This window comes from Nocardioides sp. (assembly GCF_030655615.1).
Classification (GTDB): Bacteria; Actinomycetota; Actinomycetes; order Propionibacteriales; family Nocardioidaceae; genus Nocardioides.
Window position 1 is genome coordinate 42,935 of the sequence record NZ_JAURVJ010000213.1, and the last position, 23,053, is coordinate 65,987.

General features: G+C 72.9%; 22 protein-coding genes. 11 read left to right on the plus strand and 11 right to left on the minus strand.

The window, feature by feature from the left end:
• Window positions 1–125: 125 nt before the first annotated feature.
• The 5 genes from Q7T52_RS18710 to sepH all read right to left on the minus strand — a co-directional run bounded on the left by Q7T52_RS18710 (window position 126) and on the right by sepH (window position 6,248).
• Window positions 126–1,136, minus strand: coding sequence for a metal ABC transporter permease (locus Q7T52_RS18710; RefSeq protein WP_304805060.1), 1,011 nt, complete (start codon window positions 1,134–1,136; stop codon window positions 126–128).
• On the minus strand, window positions 1,133–1,924 hold the full coding sequence (locus Q7T52_RS18715) for a metal ABC transporter ATP-binding protein (protein ID WP_304805061.1): 792 nt from the start codon (window positions 1,922–1,924) through the stop codon (window positions 1,133–1,135). Before Q7T52_RS18715 ends, Q7T52_RS18710 begins: the two co-directional genes overlap by 4 nt.
• Entirely contained in the window at window positions 1,915–2,826 is a 912-nt protein-coding gene (locus Q7T52_RS18720) for a metal ABC transporter substrate-binding protein (protein WP_304805062.1), read from the minus strand. The genes Q7T52_RS18715 and Q7T52_RS18720 overlap by 10 nt, the downstream gene beginning before the upstream one ends.
• A gap of 205 nt (window positions 2,827–3,031) precedes the next feature.
• Entirely contained in the window at window positions 3,032–5,017 is a 1,986-nt protein-coding gene (locus Q7T52_RS18725; RefSeq protein ID WP_304805063.1) for an SDR family oxidoreductase, read from the minus strand.
• Between the two features lie 145 nt (window positions 5,018–5,162).
• Complete coding sequence (sepH, locus tag Q7T52_RS18730; protein ID WP_304805064.1) at window positions 5,163–6,248, minus strand: septation protein SepH; 1,086 nt, start codon at window positions 6,246–6,248, stop codon at window positions 5,163–5,165.
• A gap of 90 nt (window positions 6,249–6,338) precedes the next feature.
• Here sepH and Q7T52_RS18735 point away from each other — a divergent pair, with 90 nt between their 5' ends.
• On the plus strand, window positions 6,339–6,959 hold the full coding sequence (locus tag Q7T52_RS18735; RefSeq protein ID WP_304805065.1) for a trimeric intracellular cation channel family protein: 621 nt from the start codon (window positions 6,339–6,341) through the stop codon (window positions 6,957–6,959).
• A 10-nt stretch (window positions 6,960–6,969) separates the two neighbouring features.
• Here Q7T52_RS18735 and Q7T52_RS18740 read toward each other — a convergent pair whose 3' ends face one another.
• The 4 genes from Q7T52_RS18740 to Q7T52_RS18755 all read right to left on the minus strand — a co-directional run bounded on the left by Q7T52_RS18740 (window position 6,970) and on the right by Q7T52_RS18755 (window position 10,819).
• A complete protein-coding gene (locus Q7T52_RS18740) occupies window positions 6,970–8,088 on the minus strand; it encodes a hypothetical protein (protein ID WP_304805066.1) in 1,119 nt (372 codons plus the stop codon).
• Window positions 8,085–8,621: a SigE family RNA polymerase sigma factor gene (locus Q7T52_RS18745; protein ID WP_304805067.1), complete on the minus strand. Its 537-nt coding sequence runs from the start codon at window positions 8,619–8,621 to the stop codon at window positions 8,085–8,087. The genes Q7T52_RS18740 and Q7T52_RS18745 overlap by 4 nt, the downstream gene beginning before the upstream one ends.
• Window positions 8,622–8,674: 53 nt before the next feature.
• Window positions 8,675–9,475 (minus strand): Fpg/Nei family DNA glycosylase, encoded by an 801-nt coding sequence (locus tag Q7T52_RS18750; protein ID WP_304805068.1) that lies wholly within the window; start codon window positions 9,473–9,475, stop codon window positions 8,675–8,677.
• Between the two features lie 135 nt (window positions 9,476–9,610).
• Entirely contained in the window at window positions 9,611–10,819 is a 1,209-nt protein-coding gene (locus tag Q7T52_RS18755; RefSeq protein WP_304805069.1) for an MFS transporter, read from the minus strand.
• A gap of 124 nt (window positions 10,820–10,943) precedes the next feature.
• On the opposite strand from Q7T52_RS18755, the gene Q7T52_RS18760 reads away from it, so the two are divergent.
• The 10 genes from Q7T52_RS18760 to Q7T52_RS18805 all read left to right on the plus strand — a co-directional run bounded on the left by Q7T52_RS18760 (window position 10,944) and on the right by Q7T52_RS18805 (window position 21,048).
• Window positions 10,944–13,193: a CHASE domain-containing protein gene (locus tag Q7T52_RS18760; RefSeq protein WP_304805070.1), complete on the plus strand. Its 2,250-nt coding sequence runs from the start codon at window positions 10,944–10,946 to the stop codon at window positions 13,191–13,193.
• 4 nt (window positions 13,194–13,197) lie between these two features.
• Entirely contained in the window at window positions 13,198–14,277 is a 1,080-nt protein-coding gene (locus Q7T52_RS18765; protein ID WP_304805071.1) for a ferrochelatase, read from the plus strand.
• Complete coding sequence (locus tag Q7T52_RS18770; protein WP_304805072.1) at window positions 14,274–15,092, plus strand: inositol monophosphatase family protein; 819 nt, start codon at window positions 14,274–14,276, stop codon at window positions 15,090–15,092. Before Q7T52_RS18765 ends, Q7T52_RS18770 begins: the two co-directional genes overlap by 4 nt.
• 138 nt (window positions 15,093–15,230) lie before the next feature.
• A complete protein-coding gene (locus Q7T52_RS18775) occupies window positions 15,231–15,521 on the plus strand; it encodes a DUF4193 domain-containing protein (protein ID WP_304805100.1) in 291 nt (96 codons plus the stop codon).
• Window positions 15,522–16,239: 718 nt separating this feature from the next.
• Entirely contained in the window at window positions 16,240–16,764 is a 525-nt protein-coding gene (locus tag Q7T52_RS18780) for a PH domain-containing protein (RefSeq protein WP_304805073.1), read from the plus strand.
• A gap of 296 nt (window positions 16,765–17,060) precedes the next feature.
• Window positions 17,061–17,780: an adenylate/guanylate cyclase domain-containing protein gene (locus Q7T52_RS18785; RefSeq protein ID WP_304805074.1), complete on the plus strand. Its 720-nt coding sequence runs from the start codon at window positions 17,061–17,063 to the stop codon at window positions 17,778–17,780.
• Window positions 17,781–17,867: 87 nt separating this feature from the next.
• Window positions 17,868–18,185, plus strand: coding sequence for a winged helix-turn-helix domain-containing protein (locus Q7T52_RS18790; RefSeq protein WP_304805075.1), 318 nt, complete (start codon window positions 17,868–17,870; stop codon window positions 18,183–18,185).
• A gap of 71 nt (window positions 18,186–18,256) precedes the next feature.
• Complete coding sequence (locus tag Q7T52_RS18795) at window positions 18,257–19,372, plus strand: 5-(carboxyamino)imidazole ribonucleotide synthase (RefSeq protein WP_370692343.1); 1,116 nt, start codon at window positions 18,257–18,259, stop codon at window positions 19,370–19,372.
• On the plus strand, window positions 19,359–19,910 hold the full coding sequence (gene purE / locus Q7T52_RS18800) for a 5-(carboxyamino)imidazole ribonucleotide mutase (protein ID WP_370692342.1): 552 nt from the start codon (window positions 19,359–19,361) through the stop codon (window positions 19,908–19,910). The genes Q7T52_RS18795 and purE overlap by 14 nt, the downstream gene beginning before the upstream one ends.
• A complete protein-coding gene (locus tag Q7T52_RS18805; protein ID WP_304805078.1) occupies window positions 19,876–21,048 on the plus strand; it encodes a heparan-alpha-glucosaminide N-acetyltransferase domain-containing protein in 1,173 nt (390 codons plus the stop codon). Before purE ends, Q7T52_RS18805 begins: the two co-directional genes overlap by 35 nt.
• On the opposite strand, the gene Q7T52_RS18810 is transcribed toward Q7T52_RS18805, so the two are convergent.
• Window positions 21,038–22,006, minus strand: coding sequence for a TauD/TfdA family dioxygenase (locus Q7T52_RS18810; RefSeq protein ID WP_304805079.1), 969 nt, complete (start codon window positions 22,004–22,006; stop codon window positions 21,038–21,040). The genes Q7T52_RS18805 and Q7T52_RS18810 overlap by 11 nt on opposite strands.
• Before the next feature lie 112 nt (window positions 22,007–22,118).
• A complete protein-coding gene (locus Q7T52_RS18815) occupies window positions 22,119–23,021 on the minus strand; it encodes a LysR family transcriptional regulator (protein ID WP_304805080.1) in 903 nt (300 codons plus the stop codon).
• Between the last annotated feature and the right edge of the window lie 32 nt (window positions 23,022–23,053).

Consider the following 23,053-nt stretch of genomic DNA (forward strand, 5'->3'; position numbering starts at 1 on the left):
CCACACGGCGCACGTCGGGAGGAGTCGGCCCCCGTGCCGGTCCTGCCCACCGAACCGGACTGGCGGCAGCGTGGGCAGGTGGTGCGGGCAAGGCGGCACGAGTCGACTCCTCACGACAAATCGATTCAGTGCTCGTCGTAGTGCTCGCCGTGGACGGCGTGGCGGTGGCCGTCGTGCACGTAGTCGACGTGGTCGTCGTGGGGCACGGCGACGTGCCCGCACTCGGGGCCGTGGTCGTGAGTCTCGTGCCCGTGGTCGTCGCTGACGTCGTGGCCGAGCGGCTCATCGGCGAACGGGGTGCGCAGCCGGGCTCGGTGGCGGAGCCAGACGCCCACGGGCCAGGTGACGACGAAGCCGAGGAGCGAGAGCAGCACGATGGTCGGGCCGGGCGCCACCTGCGCCTGGTAGGACGCGAACGCCGCCACCACCAGGCCGCCCACCGACGCGAGCGCGCCAAGGAGCATGGCCGCGCCGAGCGTCGTGCGGAACGAGCGGGAGAGCTGCTGCGAGGTCGCGACCGGCACCACCATCAGCGCCGAGACGAGCAGCAGGCCGACGGTCCGCATCGCGACGGTGACGCTGACCGCGGCGAGCACGGCGACGAGCAGGTTGTAGAACCGGACGCGCAGCCCGGCGACGCGCGCGAACTCCGGGTCCTGCGCGACCGCGAACAGCTGGGCCGCCAGCCCGACGCACACCCCGATGACGATCGCTGCGAGCACCATCGTGACGACCACGTCGCCGGCGGAGATGGTGGTGATCGAGCCAAAGAGGTACTGCTGCAGCCGGGCCGCGCTCTGGTTGCCCAGGCCGGTGATGAGGACGCCGCCCGCGAGGCCGCCGTAGAACAGCAGCGCCAGCGCGACGTCGCCGTTGGTGTGCCCACGCTCGCGGATCAGCTCGATCGCGATCGCGCCGAGCACGGCGACCACGACCGCGGTCCACGTGGGGGACCAGCCGGTCAGCAGGCCGATCGCGACGCCGGTGACGGCCACGTGGCCGATGCCGTCGCCCATCAGCGCGAGGCGCCGCTGCACGAGGTAGGTGCCGACCGCCGGTGCGGCGACGCCGGTGAAGAGCGCGGCCAGCAGCGCGCGCTGCATGAAGGGCAGGCTGAACAGCTCGGCGGGGCTCATCGGTCGCGCTCCAGGGGTGAGGACACGTGCGGGACGTGGTCGTGACGGCGTACGTCGTGGTGGTGGCCGTGGTCATGGTGGCCCGGAGCGTCGGCGGGGGCGCCGTCGTGGGCGATGCGGCCGTCGCTCATCACGACCACCCGCTCGACCAGCGGCGCGAGCGGGCCGAGCTCGTGGGCCACCTGGACCACGGTGGAGCCGCGGTCCTTGAGCGCGCCGAGGGCGTCGGCGAGGACCTGCTGGTGGTGCAGGTCGACACCGGCGGTCGGCTCGTCGAGGAAGAACAGCTCGGGGTCGCCGGCCAGCGCCCGCGCGATGAGCACCCGCTGCTGCTGGCCGCCGGACAGGGTGCCGACCCCGTCACCGGTCCGCTCGGTCAGGCCGACGAGGGCGATGGCGTCGTCGATGGCCCGCCGGTCGACCGCACCGAGCGGCCGGAGCAGGCGGCGCCGGGCCAGCCGGCCGGAGCTGACGACCTCGCGGACGGAGGCGGGCACCCCGGACGCGGCGCCGCTGCGCTGGGGCACGAAGCCGATGCGCTGCCACTGGTCGAAGTCGCCGGACGGTACGCCGAACAGGCGCAGGTCGCCGCGGGTCAGCGGTCGCAGCCCGGTCAGGGCGCGGACCAGCGTGGACTTGCCGGAGCCGTTGGCGCCGAGCAGCGCGACGAACTCGCCGGTGGCCACGGTCAGGTCGATGCCGCGCAGCACCGGCCGGCCGCCGATGGCGACGGCTCCGTCGCGGAGCACGATCGGCGTCACCGAGGTGTCGGGCGTGGTCAGCGGCATCCGTTGGCCTCTCGCAGGGCGGCTAGGTTGCCGCGCATCAGGCTCAGGTAGTCGTCGCCGCTGGTCGTGTCGGCAAGGCCCTCGAGCGGGTCGAGCACGGCCGTCCTCACGCCCATGTCGTCGGCCAGGGCCTGGGTCAGGCGCGGGCTGGCCAGCCGCTCGGAGAACACGGTGGTGATGCCGTCGTCGCGGATGAGGTCCTGGAGGTCGGCCAGCACCGCCGGCGTCGGCTCGGCGTCGGGGGTGAGGCCGGCGACCGGGGCCACCTCGAGGCCGTAGCGGCCGAGGTAGCCAAACGCGTCGTGCGACACCACGATCGTGTGCCGGTCGCAGTCGGCGAGTCCGTCGGTGAAGGCCGCGTCGAGGTCGACGAGGTCGGCCCGCAGTGCGGCCGCGCCGGCCGCGAAGTCGTCGGCGTGGTCGGGGTCGATGTCGGACAGCGACTCCGCAACCGCGTCGCCGAGGTCGGCCATCTTGAGCGGGTCGAGCCAGAAGTGGGGGTCGAGCTCGTCGCCGTGGTCGTGGCCGTCGCCCTCCGTGTGGTCGTCGCCGTGCTCGTCGGCGAACGGCTGCAGCCCGATCACCGCGGCGGCGTCGATGACCTCGCCGGCCGCGTTCTGGGCGACGGCGTCGTCGACGGCCGGCTGGAGCCCGTCCTCGTGGATCACGAGGTCGGCCCGGGCGATCTCGGCGGTCTCGCGAATCGTGAGCTCGAGGTCGTGCGGCTCGGTGCCGGGCGTGGTCAGGTTGCTGACGACCGCCAGGTCGCCGGCGACCCGCTCGGCGACGTACTCCAGCGGGTAGAAGGCCGCGGCGACCTGGGTGCCCTCGGTGTCGTCACCGAACGCCGCGCAGCCGGAGGTCGCGAGGAGCAGCGTGAGGAGGAGCGGGGCGCGTCGCATGAGAATCATTCTCAGTCTTGATGAGAATGATTGTCAAAGGCTCGGACACTCGCCGGTCTCCGGCGAGCTTGCTCGACGGAGGCCAGCGAGTGTCCGATCAGGCCTGCAGGTTGAGGAGCGTCGGCTCCGTGACGCTTGCGGCACGGAGCGACGCGTCTCGAAACCACCGCAGCGTCACGTCAACAGCAGCGGCGTCAGGAGCCCGTTACCAATGAATGCCTTTAAACACCTTCGCCAGCATGATCTGCTCGGTCTCGCGCGTGCCGCCCTCGGCGATCTGACCCTTGGCGGCGGCCGAGTCGGGGAACACGTGGTAGGCCATGTTGAGGATCCGGAAGGCGGCCTTGGGGGCGACGGTGTGGGCGACGGCGCCGACGTTGCCGAGCAGGGTGTTGATCTCGTGGGGCTTGTCGACCATGGCCGCGATGACGGTGTCGGCGGCCTGGGCCGGCGAGATGGTGGGGAACTTGTCGTAGATCTTGGTCGGGGCGATCATCGGCGTCCGCACCAGCGGCATGTGGATGTTGGTGAAGGTGACGCCGTTGCCGACGACCTCGGACGCGACGACGTTGGACCACGAGTCGAGCGCGGCCTTGGAGGCGACGTAGGCCGAGAACCGCGGCGGGTTGGTCTGCACGCCGATCGATGAGATGTTGACGATGTGGCCCGACTTCTGGCGCTCCATCGCCGGGATGAGACCCATGATGAGCCGGATCGCCCCGAAGTAGTTGAGCTGCATGGTGCGCTCGAAGTCGTGGAAGCGGTCGTGGCTCAGGCGCAGCGACCGCCGGATCGAGCGGCCGGCGTTGTTGATGACGAAGTCGATCGACGGGAGCTCGGCGGTCACCTGCTCGCAGAGCCGGTCGATGGCCTCGAGGTCGGAGAGGTCGCAGGGATAGACGTGGGCGGTGCCGCCGCGCATCTCGATGACCGACTTGGTGTCCTCGAGCTTGTCCTTGCCGCGCGCGACGAGCACCGGGATGCCGCCGGCCTGGGCGACCTTGAGCGCGGTGACCGCGCCGATGCCCGAGGAGGCGCCGGTGATGAGGACGTGCTTGCCGGCGAGCGCCGCGCGGACGCGGGAGTCGCGGCCGGTGGAGGTGTCGAGGTTCTCCTCCCAGTAGCCCCACAGGGTGCGGGCATAGCTCTCGAGGTCGGGTACGGCGATCCCGGAGCCGGCCAGGGCGTGCTCGGTGCGCGCGGAGTCGAAGTCCGCGCTGAAGCCGGTGTGGGCGACCACCTCGGCCGGGATGCCGAACCGGCCCAGGGTCTGGTCGAGGAGGAACTGTGCCGGTCGCTGCTTGACGACCGCGTTGAAGAGCCGCCCCGAGCGGATGGCAGCCGGCAGCGGGACACGCGGCCCGGGGGTCGCGAACTGGGGCGAGCCTGCGGCCTTGCAGAACAGGTTGACCATCTCGACGGTCGACTGCGGCTCGGGGTTGACCAGGTGGAAGGCCTCGCCGTCGCGGTCGGGCAGGTGACCGAGGTGGTCCATGGCCTTGGCGACGTAGTCGACCGGCACGACGTTGGTGTCGCCCAGGTCGATGCCGGCGAGCGGCAGCCAGGCCGGCAGCCGGTCGCGCATCGCCTTCATCGCGGGGAAGAAGTAGTAGGGGCCGTCGACCTTGTCCATCACGCCGCTCTCGGAGTGACCGACGACGATCGCGGGGCGGTAGACCCGCCACGGGACGGTGCTCTCCTCGCGCACGATCTTCTCGGACTCGTACTTGGTGCGGTGGTAGGGCGACGGCAGGTGCTGGCCCTCGGCGAACATCGTCTCGTCGAAGCGCCCGCGGTAGTCACCCGCGGCGGCCACCGACGACACCTGGTGGAAGCGCCCGGCGTCGAGCGCCGAGGCCAGCTCGACCGCGTTGCGGGTGCCGCCGACGTTCATCACCTCGTTGGTGGCGTCGTCGGCCGTCATGTCGTAGATCGCGGCGAGGTGGAAGAAGTGGTCGATGCCCCCGGTGTGGTCGGCGACCCACTGCGGGTCGACGCCGAGGGCGTCCTGTGACAGGTCGCCCACGACGGGGACGACCCGGCCGGAGCCCCAGCGGCGCATCAGCGTCTCGAGGCGGCCCATCGACCCGGAGCGGCAGAGCACGAAGATCTCGCCCTTGCGGTGGTCGACGAGCTCCTGGACGAGGTGTCGACCGATGAACCCTGTGGCGCCGGTCACGAAGTAGGCCATGGCCGAACCCTACTGCTGAGTCACCCCACCCACGGGGTCTGAGTCACACGAGATCCAGAGGGTCTCGAGCCGCCGTTGCGGCCTCGCAAGCTCGGCCGCAGGCTCCCTCGACCGCCTCACGATCGGTCAGACCTCGCAAGCTCGGTCAGTCCGAGTTCGGCCCACCGAACATGATCTCGTCCCAGCTCGGGACGGACGCGCGGCCCTTCTTCTTCTGCACCGTACGCCGGGCGGGCGCCTCGTCGGCGACGCTCGGCTCGGTCTCCCGGGCGGCCTCGACCGGCTCGGGCGCGGGATCGGGCACCGGATCGGGCTCGGAGTCCGCAGCCTCGCGGGCCTCCTCGCGCAGCGCCGGGTCGTCGGAGGCGGGGGAGTCGTCGAGGAACGCCTCGACCGGCTCGTCGCCGTCGAAGGGCTCGTCGGAGACCAGCTCGATCGCGTCGTCGCCGAGGGGCAGCTCGTCCTGCGAGACCGACGTCAGCCGGCGCTCGCGCTGCGAGCGCAGGTCGTCGCGGGCCGGGGCCGGCGACGGCACGGCCTCACCGACGAGCCACCGGGCGTCCTCGTCGTCGACGACGACGAAGTTGCCGGGCAGGTCGAAGCTGAAGTGGGCGGTGCCGGTGCGGACGGGGAGCGCGAAGCCGGCGGCGAGGGTCCACCGGCCGTCCTCGCGGCGCCAGGAGTCCCACTCGACGCCCTCGGGGTCGATGTTGAGCGAGCGCAGGTGGCTCTCGACGGCGTCGCCGAGGGTGCGGCCACCGCCGGAGGAGCCGGACTCGCCGGCGGAGCGGCGCACGTTGGACTTCTGGGCGCGCTCGGCGACGTGCTGGCGCTCGGCGAGCACCGGCCCGACGAACGCCATGATCTTGTCGACGCTGGTCTGGGCGGCTTGAGCCACGGCCTCGGCGCTCTCGCCGGACCGGATCCGGGCCTGGATGTCGCGGGGACGGAGGACACTCTCCATGGGGATCTCCAACTGGCCGAGGCGTGAGGCATCGCCGCGCAGCGCGGCTCGCAGGCTGGGCGTGACGGCGAGGGTGAACGTGCCGCCGCGCTCGTCGACGAGCAGGAGCCGGGCACGGTCCTCGCTCACGCCGGCGAGCGTGACGGGCTGCTCGTGGGGGGTGGGCACGGGGGCGCCGGCTGTGTCGGGGACACCGAGGGACTCGACCGCGGCCCGGTCGTGCTCGGGCTGCCTGACCTGCTCGGCCCTCTCCATCTCGTGTCCCATCTCCTGCGCTGCTCCGTTCCGGTCGACCCTACGCCAGCGGGCGTGTCCTCCCGCGTACGCCGCGCCCTGTGTCCGCCCTACGCTCGACCGGTGTCCGGGACCCTCGTCACGCTCGACCTCGTCGGCATCTTCGTCTTCGCCATCTCGGGCGCCCTGGTCGCCGTCCGCAAGGACCTCGACGTCTTCGGGGTGCTCGTGCTCGCCGGGACCACCGGGCTCGGCGGAGGCTTCCTGCGCGACGTCCTCATCGGCGCCACGCCGCCGGCCGCCCTGGCGGACTGGCGCTACCTCCTGGTGCCCGTCGCGGCGGGCCTGGTGACCTTCTCGTTCCACGGCGTGCTCGGCCGGATGGAGCGCCAGGTCTCGGTGTTCGACGCGTTCGGGCTGTCGCTGTTCTGCGTGGCCGGTGCGCTCAAGGCCCTCGACGTCGGCCTCGGCCCCCTGCCCGCTGCGCTGATGGGGATGGTCACCGGGATCGGCGGCGGAATGGTCCGCGACGTCCTCACCGGTCGCGTCCCGGTGGTCTTCCGGGGCGACCTCTACGCCATCCCGGCCCTCGCCGGAGCGGCGGTCGCGGTGGCCGGCGAGCGGGCCGACCTGCCCGTCGTACCGGTGGCGGTGGCGGGGGCACTGGTCTGCCTCGTGTGGCGGCTGCTCGCGTTGTGGCGCGGGTGGCAGGCGCCGATGCCGGCCGGGTCGGCGAGCGTCTGAGCGACGACCCTCAGAGGTGCCCGCCCCCGGGGTAGGTCCGTCCCATCGAGGAGCGGCCGGGCAGGGCCTCGACGTCCGCCACGGCGACCTGGCAGGTCGCGGCGGGCAGGTCGCAGGTGAGGAGCGTCTCGGTGTGGGTGTCGTCCATCGGGATGACGGCGACGGCGACGGTGTCGTCGTCCAGCCAGCCGGTCGGGAGGACCAGGGCGTCCTCGCCCTTCGGGCCGGCGACGGCGACGTCGAGCCGGGCACGGCGACCGGTACCGGTGTCGAGGACCCCGACCGGGTCGAGGCGGCCGCCGTCGAAGAAGAGGTCCTCGGTGGCGAAGTAGTGGCCGTCGGGGGACAGGATGCCGTTGCCGGCCCAGGTGAGGCGGGTCGTGCGGCCCGGGGCCACGACCGTCAGGTCGACCTCGTCGAAGGCCGCCACCACGCCGTTCTCGACGTCCCAGAGGTCCTCGTAGGTCGGCGCGGTCGCCCCGGTCACGAGGTCGAGCGCCAGCGACCCGCGACCGTCCTGGACGTAGGCCGTCGCGCCCTCGAGGTCGACGAGGGTCGGCGCCGTCCCGGGCCCGGTGGTCCCGAGCGGGAAGGTGCGGGTCCCGAGGGTGCGGGTGTCGAGGACGACCAGGTCTCCCGCGGTGAGGTCGTCGGACGTGGCGCGGACCCAGCCCACGAGGTGACCGTCCTCGTCGCCCACCGGGTCGTCGCCCGGTCCGAGGTCGGTGGTCGTGCCACCGACGTCGGCGTAGATCCGGTCGCCGTAGCGGTAGACGTGGCTGTCGAGCGTGCGGACCAGGGAGTCGACCCAGTGGTCGTACCGGACGACCCGGTCGCCCTCGAAGCCCCGCGGCCCGACCGTCACCATCGGCTCGAGGTCGCGGGTGCTGGTGGGAAACAGGTCGTCACGGTCGGCCGGGGTCACGCCCGTGGTCTCGCGACCGGGTCGCAGCTGGGCGACGCCGAGACCGACGGCGAGCACGGCGACGGCGACGACCGCGGTCGCGGCGACGCGGCGTCGCCGGCGCAGGGTCCGGTCGCCGTCGCTCGTGACGGCGGACAGGTCGACGGGGGCGAACCGGACGGTCTCCGCCTGGTCGCGCAGGACGGCGTTCAGCTGATCGGTCATCGGGTCACCACCACGTGGTCGAGGGAGGGGAGCAGGTCGGGGTCGTCACCGAGGAGGGCGCGCAGCTTGGCCATCCCGGAGGAGACCTGGCTCTTGACGGTGCCGACGGCACAGCCCATGGCCTCGGCGGTCTGGGGCTCGGTGAGGTCCTCGTAGTAGCGCAGCACGATCGCGGTCCGCTGGCGGACGGGCAGCTCCAGCAGCGCCTCCCAGACGGCGCCGTGGTCGACCACGGCCGCGGCGTGGTCGGTGACCGGTCGGTCGGGCAACCGATCGACGGTCCGCTCGTGCCAGGACCGGCGACGGAACCAGGAGATCGCGGTCGTCGTGATCGCCTTGCGCGTGTAGGCCTCGGCGTGGCCGAGGTCGGCCAGGCGAGGCCAGGCGACGTAGGTCTTGGTCAGCGCCTCCTGGACCAGGTCCTGGGCGTGCTGCACGTCGCCGACCATCAGGTAGGCCGCCCGCTGCAGGGCGGGGGACCGGGCGGCGACGAACTCCGCGAACTCGGCGCGGTCCCGGGACAGACGACTCATGACCACTCTCACGCTACGGACCCGGGAAGGGTTCGTCGCGTCGTCCGACTTTCTCAGACCTGCTCGATCGAGCACCACCACGTCGTCCGGCCGCCGACGATGCCACGACTCATGTCGGCGCCGCAGCGCGGGCAGTGCTCGCCGTGCCGCCGGTGGGCGATCACCTCACCGGTGTGCACCCCGCCCTTCCTGATCGCGGACCGGGTGGCGGCGCGCAACGCCCGGTGCAGCGCCCCGACCTCGTCGGCGCCGAGGGTGTCGACGCGACGCCGCGGGTCGAGCCGCGCCTGCCACAGGGTCTGGTCGGCCAGCAGGTTGCCGACGCCGGCGAGCACCGACTGGTCGAGCAGCCGGGCCTTGACGGGCGCCGTACCGCGCGTCAGCCGGTCGCGGAACTCCGCCAGGGGTACGTCGGCGGCGTCGGGTCCGAGCCGGTCCAGGTCGGGGTCGAGCACAGCCCGGGACAGTCGTCGCTTGTCGAAGAGCCGCAGCACCGCGCCGCTCTCGAAGGTGATCCGGAAGCGGTCCCACTCGGGCTTGAGCTCGCCCCCGCCGCGGCGGACCGGGTCGCCGCCCTCGACGGTGTCGCCGTCGGCGTCGACCACGATGATGCGACCGGCCATGCCGAGGTGCAGGCCGAGCACCGGCCCCGACCGCGAGGTCTCGACCCACATCGTCTTGCCCCGGCGGTGCGCCGACGTGAGCTGGCGGCCGACCAGCGCCTCGCGGAGCTCACCGGGGGAGTGCGGACGGCAGACGTAGGTGTCGCGGTCGTCGACGTCGGCGATGGTGCGGTGCAGGGCCGCCCGCTCGATCGCGGCGCGGGCGGTCTCGACCTCGGGAAGCTCGGGCACCGGCCCATCATCGGGGGCTGGCGTCGCGCCTCGCTCACCCCGTGGGTCGGGCCGCCACGACCCGCTGGTCCGTGCCGACCGGCAGCGTGAGCTCTCCGGCGACGTTCACGCACGTCCATGACCACCCAGACGCGGTCAGGCCCGCGAAAGGTTGGGAGCCTCGCGGTCGACGACCGCCGGGCGCACTAGGAGCGCGGCCGCGAGCGCGAGCAGCCCACCGCCGACGGACACCAGGTAGGCCGGCGACGCCCCGGCGGCGTCGATGACCACGCCGGCCAGCGCCGCCCCCGGTGCGACGCCGGCGACGATGCCGGTGTGGACGAGGGCCATGCCCTCGGTCAGCCGCGAGGGCGGCACGTTCTGCTCGGCCATCGACATGGTGGCGATCAGCGTCGGGGCGATCGAGAAGCCGGCGACGAAGAGCACCGCGCCCATCAGCCACAGCGTGTCGATCAGCGCGAGCGGCACCATGGTCAGGGTCATCGCGGCGGCGCCCAGGCGCAGCCGCGACAGGACCGGACGACGCCAGCGGACCGCACCGGTGAGACCGCCGGCGATGAGGCTCCCGGCGGCCCACAGGGCGAGCAGGAAGCCCGCGATCGCCTTGTTGCCGCGCTCCTCGGTGAAGGCCACCGTCGTCACCTCGGCGGCGCCGAAGAGCGTGCCGAGGGCGAGCGAGGCGACCGTCAGCGGCAGCACCGTCGCCCACGGCATCCGGGCGCGGTCGCTGCGGTGGGCGAGCGGCGGGTGCGGCGGCGGCTCGGTGGTGCGCTGGGCGCTGAAGGCGAGGGTGCCGGCCACACCGACGGTGAGGGCGGTCGTGAGACCGGCCACGGGGTGCACGGCGGTCGCGAGCACGGTCACGAGGATCGGGCCGGTGATGAACACGGCCTCGTCGGCCACCGCCTCCAGCGCGAACGCGGTCTGCCGGTCGGCGTCGCCGGGCAGCACGTGCGCCCACCGCGACCGCACGCACGCGCCGACGCCGGGCAGGGCCGCGCCGGTCACCGCGGCCAAGGCGTACGTCGCCGCGAGCGGCCACCCGGACTCCACCGACCACATCAGCGCGGCCAGCGCGACGCCCCACACGACGATGGCCACCGGCAGCACGCGGGACTGGCCGAACCGGTCGATCCACCGCGCCTGGAGCACCGCGAACGCCGCGTTGGCCAGCAGGCTCACGCCGGAGACCGAGCCCGCCAGGCCGTAGGACCCGGACTCGGCCTCGACGAGCAGCACGATCCCGAGGCCGACCATCGCGATCGGCAGCCGCGCGACGAGCCCCGTGGCGGAGAACAGCGCGGTGCCGGGTCGGGCCAGGATCTGGCGGTACGTGTTCAGCATCTCCCGCGGAGCATATCCACGTAGTCTTCGGGCACGAACGGACGCGCGTGCCGCCCCTCTCGGGGTGCGGCCGGCAGCCACGAACCCGCTGGAACACCCGGCGGCCACCGAGTGACGAGACACGATGACGTCGTACGACATGGGGTCGGCGCGCCGGGCACGCCGGGCCCGTCGTGGGGTCGTCGTGCTCGTGACGCTGCTCCTGGTGGCGACGGCGCTCGGGTGCGTGCTGAGCTCGCGGGCCGTGCACGCCGAGCAGCAGACCCGCTTCGACAACCAGGCCGACCGGCTCGACGCCGCCCTGACCGAGCGGATGACGGCCTACGAGCAGGTCCTGCGCGGCGGGCTCGGACTGTTCGAGGCCTCGGGCGACGTGACCCGGGCCGACTGGGTCCGCTACGTCGAGACCCTGCGGCTCGACGAGCGCTACCCCGGCTTCAAGTCGCTGACCTACGCCAAGGCCGTCGCCCCCCGCAACCTCGTACGCTTCGAGGCCGAGGTCCGGCGCACCACGCCCGTCACCGCCGACGGCGGCCGGCCCTACACGGTGCGCAGCCCGGTCGGGGCGAGCGGCACCCCCGGTGTCCACGCGCCGATCCTCTTCGTCGCGCCCGACGTCCCGGCCAACCGCTCGGTCCTCGGCGTCGACATGATGATGGAGCCGGAGCGGCGCGCCGCCATGACCAAGGCGGTGTCCACCGGTCAGGCGGTCGCCAGCCCGCGGCTCCGGCTCTCGGGCAGCACCAGCGACGAGGCCGGGTTCATCGTCTTCGTCCCCGTCGTCGTCAGGGACAAGCTGCGCGGCTGGGTGACCGCCGCGTTCCTCATGGAGAACTTCACGAAGGGAGTCGAGGTCGCCCGCGCCACCGACCTGCACTTCGAGATCCGGGACCGCCCCGGGCCCGACGCGCTGCTGCTCCACTCGACGGCCGGCGTCGACGCCACCGACGCGCCCCTGCCGCTGCCCGACGAGGACGCGGCGTTCACCGCGGTCCGCACGGTCCAGGTGCCGGGCCGGACCTGGAAGGTCCGCTACGTCGCGCCCGACGGCTTCGTGCCGACCGGGTCGTCACTGGTGCCGTGGCTGGTCGGGCTGCTCGGGATGCTGCTGATCGGCGCCGTCGTGCTCCTCGCGCACGGGACCGAGCGCTGGCGACGCCTGGCCGTCCTCCTCGACCAGCAGGCGACGGTGCTGCAGGAGGCCCGCGAGGAGGCGGAGGCGGCGACGCTCGCGAAGTCGACCTTCCTGGCGACGATGTCCCACGAGATCCGCACGCCGCTCAACGCCGTGCTCGGCGCCAACAGCGTGCTCCTGGACACCCGGCTCGACCCGCTGCAGGCGTCGTACGCCGGCATGATCCGCGACAGCGGCCAGCACCTGCTCCACGTCGTCAACGAGATCCTCGACCTGTCCAAGGCCGAGGCCGGGCGGGTGGTGCTCGAGCACGCGCCGTTCGACCTCGACCAGTGCGTCACCACGGTGCTCGACCTGGTCGGCACCGAGGCGCAGCGTCGCGACGTCGCCCTCACGGCCGAGCAGGACGCCCCCCACCTCGTCGTCGGCGACGTGGCCCGGCTGCGGCAGGTGCTGCTGAACCTGGTGGGCAACGCCGTGAAGTTCACGCCGGCCGGCGGCCGGGTGGTGGTGACCGCGGCGCCGGTGACCGGTGCTGTTGACGGGGCGGGCCTGGTCGCCTTCGAGGTCGCCGACACCGGGGTCGGGATCGCGCCCGAGCGGATCGCCGAGCTCTTCGACCCCTACGTCCAGGCGGAGCCGTCGACCACCCGTACCCACGGCGGCACCGGCCTCGGGCTCACCATCGCCCGCAGGCTCGTCGAGGCGATGGGCGGCACGCTGACCCTCCACAGCACCCTCGGCGAGGGCACGACGTTCCTGTTCACGGTGCCGCTGCCGGCGGCGTCGGAGGCCGTCGACGGCGGCGCTGGCGTCGAGCCGGTCGAGCCGGTCGGGGAGGTGCCCGCCCTGCGGGTGCTCGTCGCCGAGGACGACCCGATGAGCCGCGAGCTGCTGGAGCACATGCTCGAGCGGCTCGGGCACCACGCCGACGCGGTCGACGACGGGGCCGCGGCCGTGGCGGCCGCCGAGGCGACGGCCTACGACGTGGTGCTGCTCGACCGCCACATGCCCGGCCTCGACGGGCTCGAGGCGGCCCGCCGGATCCGTGGGCTGCGACCGGTGGGCCCGCGGATCGTCGCGATCAGCGGCAGCGTCGGTCCCGACGGGGGCCTCGGCGACCTGGCCGACGACGTGGTCGCCAAGCCCTACGGCCTCGACGACCTCGCCGCCGCCCTCGGCCGGGCCCGCGCCGACGCACCCGTCACCCCTCCGGAGGGCGACGCCCTCCTACGATGACCGGGTGCCCGACGCCTCGCCGTACGACGCCCTGCTCCTCGTCTCCTTCGGCGGACCCGAGGGGCCCGACGACGTCGTGCCGTTCCTCGAGAACGTCACACGCGGCCGCGGGATCCCGCGCGAGCGGCTCGAGGAGGTCGGCCAGCACTACTACCTGTTCGGCGGCCGCTCGCCGATCAACGACCAGAACCGGTCGTTCCTGGACGCGCTGCGCGCCGACCTCGACGAGCACGGCATCGACCTGCCCGTCTACTGGGGCAACCGCAACTGGGACCCCTACCTGCGCGGCACCCTCGAGCAGATGGCGGCCGACGGGATCGAGCGTGCGGCCTGCTTCGTCACGAGCGCCTACTCGTCGTGGTCGAGCTGCCGGCAGTACCGCGAGAACCTCTTCGACGCCGTCGAGGGGCTCGACGGGGCGCCGCGGCTCGACAAGCTGCGCCACTACTTCAACCACCCCGGCTTCGTGGCGCCGGTCGTCGACGCGACGGTCGCGGCCCTGGCCGAGCTGCCCGAGGACGCACGCATCGTGTTCGTCACCCACTCCATCCCCACCGCGATGAACGACAGCAGCGGACCCCCGGACCGCGAGGGCACCTACGTGACCCAGCACCTCGACGTCGCCCAGGTCGTCGTCGACGCCGTCGCCGCGCAGACCGGCCGCCGTCACGGCCACGACCTCGTCTACTGCTCGCGCTCGGGCTCGCCGCAGACGCCGTGGCTCGAGCCCGACGTCAACGACCACCTCGAGGCGCTGTCCGCCGCCGGCGTGCCCGGCGTGGCCGTGGTCCCGGTCGGGTTCGTCTCCGACCACATGGAGGTCATCTACGACCTCGACACCGAGGCCCAGGAGACCGCCGAGCGACTTGGCCTGCCGTTCCGCCGGGCGGCCACCCCCGGCGACGACCCGCGGTTCGTCGCGGTCGTGCGCGACCTGCTCCTCGAGCGGGCTGCGGTCGAGCGGGGCGAGGACGTGGCCAGGGCCGCCGAAGGTGCGTTCGGGGCGTGCTGGGACCGATGCCCGGTCGGGTGCTGCCCCAACCCGCGCGCGCCGCGGCCCGCGCTGACCGGCGTACCGGAGTGAGCAGCGACGCTCCCGGGCTGGCCTCCGAGCTCGCCGACCTCGCCATCGAGGTCGCCCGCGAGGCGGCCGCCCTGGTCCGGGAGCGCCGGCTCGGCACGGTCACCGTCGCCGACACCAAGACCAGCGCGATCGACGTCGTCACCGAGGCCGACCGCGCCACCGAGGCCCTCGTGCGCGACCGCATCCTGGCCCGGCGCCCCGACGACGCGATCCTCGGCGAGGAGGGCGACGACGTCGTCGGCACCTCCGGCGTGCGCTGGATCGTCGACCCGATCGACGGGACCGTCAACTTCCTCTACGGCATCCCGCAGTACGCCGTCTCGCTGGCCGCCGAGGTCGACGGCGTCGTCGTCGCGGGCGTGGTGGTCGACGTGGCCAAGGACGTCTTCTACGTCGCCCGCCCCGGCGCCGACGCAGCGACCGTGGCCCTGCGCGACGACGTACCGATCCGGGTCGGCGAGCCCCGCCCCCTCGACCGGCGACTGGTCGCGACCGGCTTCTCCTACGTGACCGAGGTCAAGGTCGTCCAGGCCGCGGCCGTCGGGGTCCTGCTGCCCCGCATCCGCGACATCCGGCGCCTCGGCTCCTGCGCCCTCGACCTGTGCCACGTGGCCGAGGGGAGGCTCGACGCCTACGTCGAGGAGGGCGTCAACCTGTGGGACCACGCGGCCGGCGGACTCATCGCCCGGGCGGCCGGCGCCCGCACCGAGACCGGCCCCGGAGCGGGCGGCCTGACCCTCCTGCTGTGTGCTCCGGCACACGGCTTCGACGACATGCGGCAGGCCACCCTCGAGGCGGGGTTCTGGGCGGAATAGCGCGGCGGTCCGCACCGTTCCGTCCACGCTTCCTGGACCGGTGTTCCGCCATTTGGATTGATGGTGCATGATCTGCCCGCCGGGACCGGGGGCAACGGCATCCAGGGACACTGAACGTGGAGGGGAGTGAGCGACGCGATGGCGACTGATTACGACGCACCGCGCAAGAACGAGGAAGACCAGTCCGAGGAGAGCATCGAAGAGCTCAAGGCGCGACGGCACGACAAGAACTCCGGCAAGGTCGACGAGGACGAGACGGAGGCCGCCGAGGCCTTCGAGCTCCCCGGCGCCGACCTGTCGCACGAGGAGCTCGCGGTCGAGGTCAAGCCCAAGCAGGAGGACGAGTTCACCTGCATGAGCTGCTTCCTCGTGCACCACCGCAGCCAGCTTGCGGACGAGAAGAAGATGATCTGCGTCGACTGCGCCTGACGCAGCGACACCCGGACAGCCACGGCCGCCGACCTGTGGGTCGGCGGTCGTTGTGCTTTTCCTACGTCGGCTGTGGTGCGAGCGCAGCGAGCCTCGAAGCCACGTCTGTTCCGTGTGGTCGCACGAGGGCCGGGTCGGGTGGCCGCGCGCGTAGCCCGACCCGGCGGTGCGTGAGCCACCGTTCCGGGCGATCCGAGGTGCCGGTTCGGTGGTGTGCTCACCGCCGGCCGGGCCGGCTCGGGTGGGCGGTCAGTGAGCCACCGTTCTGGGCGATCTGAGGGACTGGTTCGGTGGCGTACGCACCGCCGGCCCGGGCCGGCAAGCTCGCGAGGTGAAGTTCTACGACGAAAATCCCGGTTTTAAGCCGAAGCTTCGTACGAGAACCGGGAGAAACGTCAGGGAAGCGTGACTAGGGGACACAGGAGGGCTGTCCGCGCCGGACGAGGGCGCGGCGGAGCCCGCCCTTGTCTGCGCCCTCAAGCATCCCGGGAGAGGCTCGCTGTCAAGGATCGCGAAGCGACCGCGCAGCGGCGCGAAGCGTCCTTGACAGGGAGGCCCGGGATGCTAAGCGCGCGGACAGCCCGACCACGAATGACCCCAGGTGGACAAGGACCCAGCCACCCACCACCCGACCCCCGACACGCAACCCACCCAAGCCCGACACGCAAGACCCACCCAACCCGTCGCACCGAGCACCCGGAGGTGGGATGATCCCGCCGTGGTCATCTCCCAGAAGCTGCTCAACCCGGGCGAAGAAATCCTCGTCAGCACCCGGACGCACGCCAAGGCGCTGCTGCTGCCGCTGCTGACCCTCGTCGTGCTGCTGGCGGTGGGCGTGGTGGCGCAGGTGTTCATCGACCTCGACGACGCCGACACCGAGCGCATCCTGCAGCTGGTGATCTGGGCCGTCATCGCGGTGCTGGTGCTGTGGCGGGTGGTGTGGCCGTTCCTCGACTGGCTGCTGGCGTCCTACACGATCACCAACCGGCGCCTGATCACGCGCCACGGCATCCTGACGCGTCGCGGGCACGACATCCCGCTGGGTCGCATCAGCGACGTGGCCTACGAGCGCGACATCATCGACCGGATGCTCGGCTGCGGGACGCTGGTGATCAGCGACGCCAGCACCAACGGCCAGGTCCTGATCTACGACATCCCGCGGGTCGAGGAGACGCAGCGCGACCTCAACGACCTGCTCCACCGCCTGCACGGCGGCGAGACCCGGACGGCTGAGGGGCACTGATCGACGGCGAGACCGACCCCACGGGCGAGAAGGCGTGGGCCGACCCGGGCGGGATCGTCGAGGCGATCCTGCGCGAGACGCCGTCCTACTCCGCCTCCCAGGTCGCGCGCGAGGCCGGGATCACGCTGGGGGAGGCCCGGCGGCTGTGGCGCGCGCTAGGGTTCCCCGAGGCCGAGGGGGCCGCGGTCTACACGGCCTCCGACGTCGAGGCGATCCGGACCCTGGTCGAGGCCATCAAGGGCGGGCTGCTCGACTTCGACCTGGCGATCACCATCACCCGGGCCCTCGGGCAGACGATGGCGCGCCTCGCCGACTGGGAGGTCGCGGCGCTCGTCCACCGCGTCGAGGAGCTGCAGGCCGAGGCGGCCGAGGACGGCTCCGGCGGACCCGGTGACCGCACCGCCACGGCGATGCGGATGCTCGACGACCTGAGCGACGGCTTCGAGACGATGATGGTCTATGCCTGGCGTCGCCACCTCGCGGCCGCGGTGTCGCGAATCGTCGCGCTCGGTGAGGCCGACGACCTGCACACGACCCAGCTGACGGTCGGGTTCGCCGACATCGTGAGCTTCACGGCGCTGAGCAACGAGATCTCCCGCGACCGGATCGGTGACCTGGTCGAGCTCTTCGAGTCGCGGTGCGCCGACGTCGTCGCCGCGCAGCGCGGCCGGGTCATCAAGAGCATCGGCGACTCGATCCTCTTCGTCAACGACGACCCGATCCGCGCGTTCGACACCGCCGAGGGGATCATCACGGTCATCGGCCGCGACAGCCGGATGCCCGACGTGCGCGTCGGCCTGGCCAGCGGGTCGGTCGTCATGCGGCTCGGCGACGTCTTCGGTCCGCCGGTCAACCTGGCCGCCCGGCTCACCGCCGTCGCCCGCCGCAACCGGATCATCATCGACGCCGCGACCGCGGCCCTGCTGCCCGAGGACCAGTTCGAGACCCGGCTGCTCCCCGAGCGCCCGGTACGCGGTTTCGGGCTGGTCGAGCCGGTCGCCGTACGCCGGCACTGAGCAGCTTTCTCACAAACCGGTCTAGAGCACCGCATCGAATTCCCCCATACGGGTGTGCGTGGCGAGCTGCCTTCCTACGTTGTGGCTGTGCACGAGGTGCAGGGGATCCGCGTCGATCCCGTCGACCGGCGGGTGTGGGTCGACGGGGACGAGGTCGCGTTCTCGCGCAAGGAGTTCGACCTCCTGCACGCGCTCATCGCCCGCGCCGGACAGGTCGTCTCGCGCGAGGAGCTGATGCGCGACGTGTGGAACACGACCTTCTGGACCTCGTCCAAGACCATCGACGTCCACCTCGGCTGGATCCGTCGCAAGCTCAACGACGACAGCCGGCGCCCGCACCTGATCACCACCCTGCGCGGTCGCGGCCTGCGCTTCGAGACCGAGGCGCCGGTCCGCGCGTCCTGAGGCCTCACTATCCTCGGCACGTGTCCTCAGCCCCGCTCGTCGCGGTCGTCGGGGGCGGGCAGCTCGCGCGGATGATGGCCGAGCCGGCCGCCGCGCTCGGCATCCCGCTCCGCCTCCTCGCCGAGGCCGAGGGCGTCTCCGCCGCCCAGGTCATCGTCGACCAGCTCGTCGGCGACCACACCGACCTCGCCGACCTGCGCGCGGTGACCGCCGGCGCCGCCGTCGTCACCTTCGACCACGAGCACGTCCCGACCGACCACCTCCGCGCCCTCGCCGCCGACGGGGTCGCCGTACGCCCCGGTCCGGACGCGCTGGTCCACGCCCAGGACAAGGGCGTCATGCGTGAGCGGCTCGGCGCGCTCGGCGTCCCGTGCCCCCGCAACGCGATCGTCGCCACCCGGGCCGACGTCGAGGCGTTCGGGCTCCCGTGCGTGCTCAAGACCACCCGCGGCGGCTACGACGGCAAGGGGGTCTGGTTCGTCCGCTCGGCCGACGACCTCGAGACGGTGGCCGAGCCCCTGCGCGTGGCCGCCGAGACCGGCGTGCGCCTGCTGGCCGAGGAGCTCGTCGACTTCCGCCGCGAGCTGTCGGCCCTCGTGGTCCGCTCGCCCAGCGGCCAGGCGGCGGCCTACCCGGTCGTCGCCTCGACCCAGGTCGACGGGGTCTGCCGCGAGGTCGTCGCCCCGGCGCCCGACCTCGACCCCGACCTCGCCACCCAGGCCCAGCAGGTCGCGCTCACGATCGCCGGCGAGCTCGACGTGACCGGCGTCCTCGCGGTCGAGCTGTTCGAGACCGACGACGGCCGCATCCTCGTCAACGAGCTGGCGATGCGGCCTCACAACACCGGCCACTGGACCCAGGACGGCGCGGTCACCTCGCAGTTCGAGAACCACCTGCGCGCGGTCCTCGACCTGCCGCTCGGCTCGCCGGCAGCGCGCGAGCCGTGGACCGTGATGGTCAACATCCTCGGCGGACCCAGCGACCAGGTCGGCCGCCTCTACGACGGTTACCCCCACGCCATGGCCCGCGACCCGCACCTGCGCGTCCACCTCTACGGCAAGGACCTGCGGCCGGGCCGCAAGGTCGGCCACGTCAACGCCTACGGCGACGACCTCGACGACTGCCTCGAGCGCGCGCGGCACGCCGCCGCGTGGTTCCGCGGCGACCTCGGCAATGAGAGCGAGTGACAGCACCATGACAGGGACAGACACGAGCACGCCCCGCGTGGGCATCGTGATGGGCTCCGACTCCGACTGGCCGGTGATGAAGGCAGCCGCCGCCGCGCTCGAGGAGTTCGGCGTGGCCCACGAGGCCGACGTCGTCTCGGCGCACCGGATGCCCGAGGAGATGCTGGCCTACGGCAAGGACGCGGCCGGCCGGGGGCTGTCGGTCATCATCGCCGGCGCCGGGGGAGCGGCCCACCTGCCGGGCATGCTGGCCGCGGTCACGCCGCTGCCGGTGATCGGCGTCCCCGTGCCGCTCAAGACCCTCGACGGCCTCGACTCCCTGCTCTCGATCGTGCAGATGCCGTCCGGCGTGCCGGTCGCGACCGTCGCCATCGGGGGCGCCCGCAACGCCGGGCTGCTCGCCGTGAGGATCCTCGCGGTCTCCGACCCCGAGCTGCGCGACCGGATGACCGCGTTCCAGGCGGACCTCAAGACGGCTGCGCAGGACAAGGGTGCGGCCGTGCGTGGGGACGTCGGTGGCCGCCGGCTCGGCTTCTAGCAGTCGCGCCCGGCTCGTCGGGCTCGACGTCGCGCGGTGCCTGGCGCTGCTCGGCATGATGGCGACGCACGTGCTCGCCGCCCGTACGCCCGACGGCGACCTGGCGACGTCGCACGTCATCGCGAGCGGGCGCGCGTCGGCGCTCTTCGCCGTCCTGGCCGGGGTGGCGATGGCGCTCGTCTCGGGCCGTCGTACGCCGGTGCGTGGCGGTGAGCGGGTGCGTGCCAGCCTGGCGCTGCTCGTCCGGGCCGTCGCGGTCGCGGCCCTCGGGCTGGTGCTCGGCGTGCTCGGCACCGGCATCGCGGTGATCCTCACCTACTACGCCGTGCTGTTCGTGCTGGGCCTGCCGTTCCTCGGCCTGACCTGGAAGCCGCTGCTCGCGCTCGCCGTCGGGTGGGCGGTCGTGGCCCCCGTCGTCAGCCGGCTGGTGGTCCCGGAGCTGCCGGCCCGCCAGTTCGAGAGCCCGCGGCCCGACCAGCTGGGCGACCCCGGGCGGCTGCTGTCGGAGCTGCTCCTCACCGGCTACTACCCGGCCGTCCCGTGGCTGACCTACCTCCTGCTGGGCCTGGCGATCGGCCGCCTCGACCTGCAGTCGCGCCGGGTCGCAGCCGGGCTCGCCGCCGGTGGGGCGGTCGTCGCGGTCGCGGCGACCCTCGTGTCCGACGCGCTGACGAGCAGCCGGTTCACGGCCGCCGAGCTCGACGCGATGGCGGGGGGCATGTACGGCCAGACGCCGGTCGAGGGCCCCGACTCCGGCTGGCGCTGGCTGACCGTGGTCGCCCCGCACTCGACGACGCCGTTCGACCTGCTGCAGACCGCGGGCAGCGCCGCGGCCGTCATCGGGCTGTGCCTGCTGCTCGTCGCGTGGGTCTCCGACCTGTCACGCCACGGCGAGCGCGCGGTCCAGGTGCTGTTCGGGGCCGGCACGATGACGCTCACGCTCTACACCGTGCACCTGCTGATGAAGACCGAGCAGGTCTGGCCCGACGACGTGCCGTCGTCCTACGTCTGGCACGTCGTCGTCGTGCTGTGGGTCGGCAGCGTCTACGCCGCCCTCCAGCGCCAGGGCCCGCTCGAGTGGGCGGTGGGCGTCGTCCCGCGCCGCATCCGCGGCCGCGCGGGAAGCGTCAGGAGATGAGCTCGTCGATGCGCGAGTAGGCGGTGGCGTCGCCGCGCAGCACCCGGCTGGGGCGCCCGTCGATGCTCACCGGTACGTCGCCGGCGACGGTGATGCGACGCATCTCGCGGTAGTCGGTGCCGAAGTCGGCCACGGCGTAGTGCTGGGTGGCGCGGTTGTCCCACATCGCGACGTCGCCCGCCTGCCAGGTCCAACGGATCGTGTTCTCGAGCTTGGTGATCCGGTTCTGCAGCAGCTGGAAGATCGCGGTTGACTCGGCGGCGTTGAGGCCGGTGAAGTTCTTGACGAAGTGGCCGAGCACGAACGACCGCTCGCCGGTCTCGGGGTGCACGCGCACGACGGGGTGCTCGGTCTCGAAGACCTGGGCGGCGAAGTCGGCGCGGGTGTAGTTGGCGTCGGGCTCGTCCGACTCCTCGTCGCGCTGCGCGTAGTCGTAGCTGTTGGTGTGGACGGCCCACAGGTCGTCGACGAGCGCCTTGAGCGAGGCCGGCAGCGCGTCGTACGCCGCGGCAGCGTTGGCCCAGACCGTGTTGCCGCCGAAGGGCGGGAGGGCGACGGCACGCAGCACGCTGATCGCCGGCACCCGGTCGACGAAGGTGACGTCGGTGTGCCAGGCGTTGGCGGCCATGCCCTTGTCGGCGGTGACCTTGAAGACGCGGCCCGACCCGGTGTTGACCGTCGGGTGGGCGGTCGTGAGCGGACCCATCCGCTTGGCGAACGCCTCGTGGGTCTGGTCGTCGAGGTGGTGCTGGTCGCGGAAGAACACGACCTTGTGGCGGAGGAGGGCCGCGCGGACCGTCGCGACCGTCGCGTCGTCGAGGTCGCCGCTGAGGCGGACGCCGTCGATGCGGGCGCCGATGCGGCCACCGAGCTGCTGCACCTCGACACCGGTCGTGGTGGCGCCGGTGGGCGTGGTGGGGGTGGTCGTGAGGTCGGGACGCTCGAGGGTGCTGGTCATCGGTCCTCCTGAAGTTGAAGCGCGAAACGCTAAGTCAGGTGAAACCATAGAGTTAGAAGTTCGACAACTCCAGTCCTCCAGGGCCCGGAGCGAGACCAGTTCCGGGAAACAGCTATAGATCGTCTCTATGGTCAGCGGCGCCGACGATGCTGCGAGCCACGTCGAGCAGGCTCCGCCCGGCCTCGGTGAGCAGGTGCTCGCGCCACACCAGGTGGACCGCGGCCCGGCTGGGCGGGTCGAGCCGGGCCAGCCGCGCGCCCTTGGCGCCGGCGTCGGCGGCCATCGCCTCCGGGAGCAGCGCAGCGCCCGCGCCGGCCAGCACGAGCGGCACCAGGCTCGCGACGTGCGCGGTCTCGACGGCGACCACCCGGTCGAACCCGTCGGCCTCCAGCCGCTCGTCGAGCAGCGACCGCAGGGCCGTGCCCGGAGGCGTGCTGATCAGGCCGTGCCGCACGAGCTCGGCGGTGTCGGCGACCAGCCCGTGGTGCGGGCCGGTGCCCGGCGGCAGCACCGCGACCAGCTCGAGCTCGACCATCGCGAGGCTGGCGAGCGGCCGGCCCGGCGGCGTACCCGCGAGCAGGCCGAAGTCGACCTCGCCCGCACGGACCTGCTCGATGACGACGGTGCGGCTGGCCGGGTCGGTGATCTCGAGGCGCAGCCGGGGCCGCAGCTGGCGGAGCTCGCCGACCACGCGGACCAGCGGGTCGAGGGCCCACACGGTGTTGGTGACGACGCGGACCAGCGCGAACCCGCTGTCACCGGCACCGCGGACGGCGACCTCGGCCCGGCCGAAGGCCCGGAGCGTACGGCGGGCCGGTCCGACGAGCGCCTGGCCGGCGGGCGTCAGCCGCACCCCGCGGCCGTGACGCTCGAAGAGCGTCTCGCCGAGCTCCTTCTCGAGCCCGCGCACCGCGTAGGACAGCGACGGCTGGGCGATGCTCAGGACCCGGGCGGCGTGGGTGAAGCTGCCGGCCTCGGCGATGGCGAGGAAGTACTCGAGGTGCCGACGGTCCACCTGCGGTAGTCAATCAGCCGCGCGGACCAGGC